This is a genomic window from Rhodococcus koreensis (assembly GCF_017068375.1).
Taxonomy (GTDB): Bacteria; Actinomycetota; Actinomycetes; order Mycobacteriales; family Mycobacteriaceae; genus Rhodococcus_F; species Rhodococcus_F koreensis.
Map to the genome: position 1 here is coordinate 7162415 of NZ_CP070609.1, position 4302 is coordinate 7166716.

General features: G+C 68.7%; 2 protein-coding genes. Both read left to right on the top strand.

Annotated features, from left to right (window positions below):
• Window positions 1-35 precede the first annotated feature (35 nt).
• On the top strand, window positions 36-1682 hold the full coding sequence (locus JWS14_RS32535) for a substrate-binding and VWA domain-containing protein (RefSeq protein ID WP_206015123.1): 1647 nt from the start codon (window positions 36-38) through the stop codon (window positions 1680-1682).
• Between the two features lie 167 nt (window positions 1683-1849).
• Window positions 1850-4207, top strand: coding sequence for an arylsulfatase (locus tag JWS14_RS32540; protein WP_206015124.1), 2358 nt, complete (start codon window positions 1850-1852; stop codon window positions 4205-4207).
• The last annotated feature ends 95 nt before the right edge of the window (window positions 4208-4302 follow it).

Sequence of the window (4302 nt, forward strand, 5' to 3'; positions counted from 1 at the left end):
TCGTCTCGTGACCGAACTGTTAGAGGGGGCAGGCGATGGCCGGAGGGCGTCATTCGAGCGCGGGGCCGGAGCGGGAGGGGCGCTCACCCGCCTTCTACGCGGTGTGCGCTGCCGCCGTGATCGGGCTCGTGGCCTCCGTCGTGGTCGTCGTTCAGGCGGTGCGCTCCTGGCCGGACGAGTGCGACCAGGTCACCGACTACACCCTCGCCGCCGACCCGAGCATCGCTCCCGCCCTCGGCGGCATCCTCGGCGAAGCGAAGCGCACCGACCTGGGCTGCGCGAACGTCGCCGTCGGCGCCGCGACGTCCGGCGACATCGCGGGACGGCTCGGCAAGGGAACCGACGCCCCGGATCTCTGGATCCCCGACAGCGGCGCCTGGGTGGGCAAGGCGGCACTCACCGCGGCCGGACCGGTCGAGGTCATGACGGGGTCGATCGCGTCCTCGCCCGTCGTGCTGGCCTCCCGCGAGGAGGACGCCCCCACGTCGCCGACGTGGCTCGCCGCCCTGCAAATCAAGGACATCCAGCTGGGCAACCCCCTCGTGACCGGGGTCGCGCAGGCGCCGATCAACGCGGCACTCGCCGAGGGCCAGGCCGACCCCGTGTCCGCGGGGACGGTGCGGGCCGCGCTGGTTCCGCTCGCGCAGGAGGAAAGCGCGCGCACCGCGGACGAACCCGTCGGCGAGGAGATGCTCCAGGGTGTCGTCGACAACGGCGGAGTCGCCGTCGCCACCGAACAGTCCGTGCTCGAATTCACCGACGGTGACGGCGCCCGCACGCTCGCCGCGACGGTGCCCCCGACGGGCAGCAACTTCATGAACTTCCCGCTCGTCGTCACGTCGCCTGCCCCGGACCGGCACTACAAGGCCACCCAGGTGGCACGCGCCGTCGCCGCAGTCCTCGGCGGCGAGGAGGCCCGCGCGGTGCTCGCCGAGCACGGATTCCGCGGACCGGACGGAAGTCCACCGGCCGACGGCCGCGGCGTCGGCAGGATCACCAAGCTCGCGCTCGACGACGAGTCGCCGTTGCAGGACGCCCTGGGCGGGTGGGCGATGATGGCACTGCCGATCCGCACACTCGTCGCGATCGACGTGTCGGGGTCGATGGAGACCCCGGCCGGCGACCGGTCGCGCATGGATCTGACGGTCGATGCCGCCCTCGCAGGCAACGCGATGTTCCCGGACAGCGTGTCCGCCGGGTTGTGGGCGTTCTCGCAGGGGCTCGGCGGGGGACCGCAGGACTACCAGGAGCTGGTCCCGATCCGCCGCTACGACACCGTGGTGGACGGACTCACGCAGCGTGCGCTGATGGCCCAGCAGGCGGGAAAGGTCGAGGGGCTGATCGGCGGCGGCACCGGCCTGTACGACACGACGCTCGCCGCGTTCCGGACGGTGCAGGACACGTACGACCCGCGCGCAGTGAACAGTGTGATCATCCTGACCGACGGCGCCAACGAGGACCCGGACTCGATCACGAAGGAACAGCTCCTGAGCATCCTGGAGCGTGAGATGGACCCGGCCCGGCCCGTCATCATCGTGACCATCGGCATCACCGACGACGCCGACGCGGCCACGCTTGCCGAGATCTCGCGGGTGACCGGAGGGTCGAGCTACGTCGCGAAGGATCCCGCCGACATCGCCAACGTGTTCGTCAACGCGCTGGCCGCCCGCGGCCGCAGCTAGGGGAATTCCGTTCCGGCGCAGCGTGTGCCGACAAAAAGACGGTTCGGTTCGGCGGCCGGGTTCCACGTGTGGCGAGCGGAGCGGATTTTCCGGCCGGTACCTCTAGCCATCCACCTGCCGGTAGTGCTTGGGTGGAAGTGAGTGGGATCTCATTCGAGGAGCACATCATGGCCAAGCCGTTCAGAGGTGTCGTCAATCTCGATATTCGTGACTCTGTCCCGGACTGGGGACCGTACGAGCAACCGAAGGCCCCGCCAGGCTCACCGAACGTGCTGTACATCGTCCTCGACGACGTCGGGTTCGGTGCCCTGGGCTGTTACGGCGGGCCGATCGAGACGCCGAACATCGACAAGATCGCCGCCAACGGGCTGCGCTACGGTCAATGGCACACCACGGCCCTGTGCTCCCCGACCCGGTCCTGCCTGCTGACCGGCCGCAATCACACCACCAACGGGATGGCCTGTATCAGTGAGGCCGCGGTCGGTTTTCCCGGCGGCAACGGACACATCCCGCCGGAGTGCGCGACCCTCGCCGAGGTCCTGGTCGAGCAGGGGTTCAGCACGGCGATGGTCGGAAAGTGGCATCTGTGTGCCGAGGACGAGATGAACCTCGCCTCCACCAAGCGCAATTGGCCCGTCGGCCGTGGTTTCGAACGCTTCTACGGCTTCCTCGGGGCGGAGACCAACCAGTGGTATCCCGATCTGGTCCACGACAACCACCCCGTGCAGCAACCGGCCACTCCGGAGGAGGGCTACCACTTCAGCGTCGACATCACCGACAAGGCCATCCAATACCTCGACGACGTCAAGGCGATCGCCCCCGACCGTCCGGTGTTCCTGTACTACGCGCCCGGCTGCGCGCACGCACCACACCAGGTGCCCCAGGAGTGGGCCGACCGCTACCGGGGCCGGTTCGACGAAGGCTACGAGGCCTTGCGCGAGCAGACCCTGGCCCGGCAGAAGGAAATGGGCCTGGTACCCCAGAACACCGAACTTCCCCCGCTGAACCCGATCGGGACCCCCGACACGCGCACCGGACCCGACGGGCAACCGTTCCCGCCGCTCGACTTCACCCGACCCTGGGACACCCTCTCCGCCGACGAGAAACGGCTCTTCGCCCGAATGGCCGAGGTGTACGCGGGGTTCCTGTCTCACTGCGACGACCAGATCGGGCGCCTGATGGGCTACCTCGAGGAGATCGAACAGCTCGACAACACCATTGTCATGCTGGTCTCCGACAACGGCGCCAGCGGTGAGGGCGGCCCCAACGGTTCGGTCAACGAGAACAAGGTCGCCAACAGTGTGCCGGACGACATGGCCGAGAACATGAAGATGCTCGACGAGCTCGGCAGCACCAGAACCTACAACCACTACCCGAACGGGTGGGCGATGGGCTTCAACGCCCCGTTCAAGATGTGGAAGAGGTATTCGTTCAACGGCGGCACCTGCGACCCGTGCATCATCTCGTGGCCCGCCGGGATCGCCGCCCGTGGCGAGACCCGCGACCAATATCACCACGCCATCGATCTCGTCCCGACCGTGCTGGACTGCATGGGGATCGAACTGCCCGACACCGTGAAGGGTTACACCCAGCACCCGCTGCAGGGCGTGAGCATGCGGTACAGCTTCGATGCGGCCACCATTCCGACGGCGAAGCACACCCAGTTCTACTCGATGCTCGGCACCCGGGGCATCTGGCACGACGGTTGGAAGGCCGTGAGCACCCATCCGGCGATCAGTGGCTGGGGCCGGTTCCCCGAGGACTCGTGGGAGCTCTACCACACCGACGTGGACCGCGCCGAGCTGCGGGACCTCGCCGCCGACGAGCCCGGGCGGCTCGCCGAGCTGATCGGCCTGTGGTTCCACGAGGCCGGCGCCAACCAGGCGCTGCCCCTCGACGACCGCTCGGCGGTCGAGATCTTCACCACCCCCCGCCCCCAGCTCGCGGCGCCGCGCAACCGCTACGTCTACCGGGCGGGCGGTGCCGAGGTGCCCGAGTCGGTGGCGGTCAACATCCGAAACCGCTCCTACTCGATCGGCGCGCTGGTCGATCTCCGCGAACCCGGGGCGTCCGGTGTGCTGTTCGCACACGGCAGCCGCTTCGGTGGGCACGCCCTGTACGTCAAGGACAACCGCCTGCATTACGTCTACAACTTCCTCGGCAGCGAGGAACAGCGGATCAGCGCCACCGAGGATCTGCCGACCGGCGAGAACCTGCTCCTGGCCGCCTCGTTCGACAAGGACGGTGAGGATCCGCCCGGCACCGCTCACGGGGTGCTGACCCTGTACTACGGGGACCGCCAGGTCGGCGAGGGCAGGATCCGAACTCAGCCCGGCAAGTTCAGCATCGCCGGCGAGGGCCTCAGTGCCGGCCGCGACACCGGGGAACCCGTCACCGACGACTATCCCGGCACCGCGCCGTGGGCGTTCACCGGCGGCACCCTGAACCGGGTGGCAGTCGACGTCAGCGGTGAACCCTACGTCGACCTCGAACGCGAAGCAGCCGCCATGCTCTCGCGCGAGTGAGAGCATGGCGCCTCGACGGAGTCACCACTCCCTGGATTGCTGTCGCCACCGGGCGAAATCCCTACCGCCGTTCGGGAGGGCACATCATGGTCGCG

Bases quoted from the DNA above. Each gene is read 5' to 3' on its own strand.
- JWS14_RS32535 (WP_206015123.1), top strand. From the start codon at position 36: ATGGCCGGAGGGCGTCATTCGAGCGCGGGGCCGGAGCGGGAGGGGCGC.
- JWS14_RS32540 (WP_206015124.1), top strand. From the start codon at position 1,850: ATGGCCAAGCCGTTCAGAGGTGTCGTCAATCTCGATATTCGTGACTCT.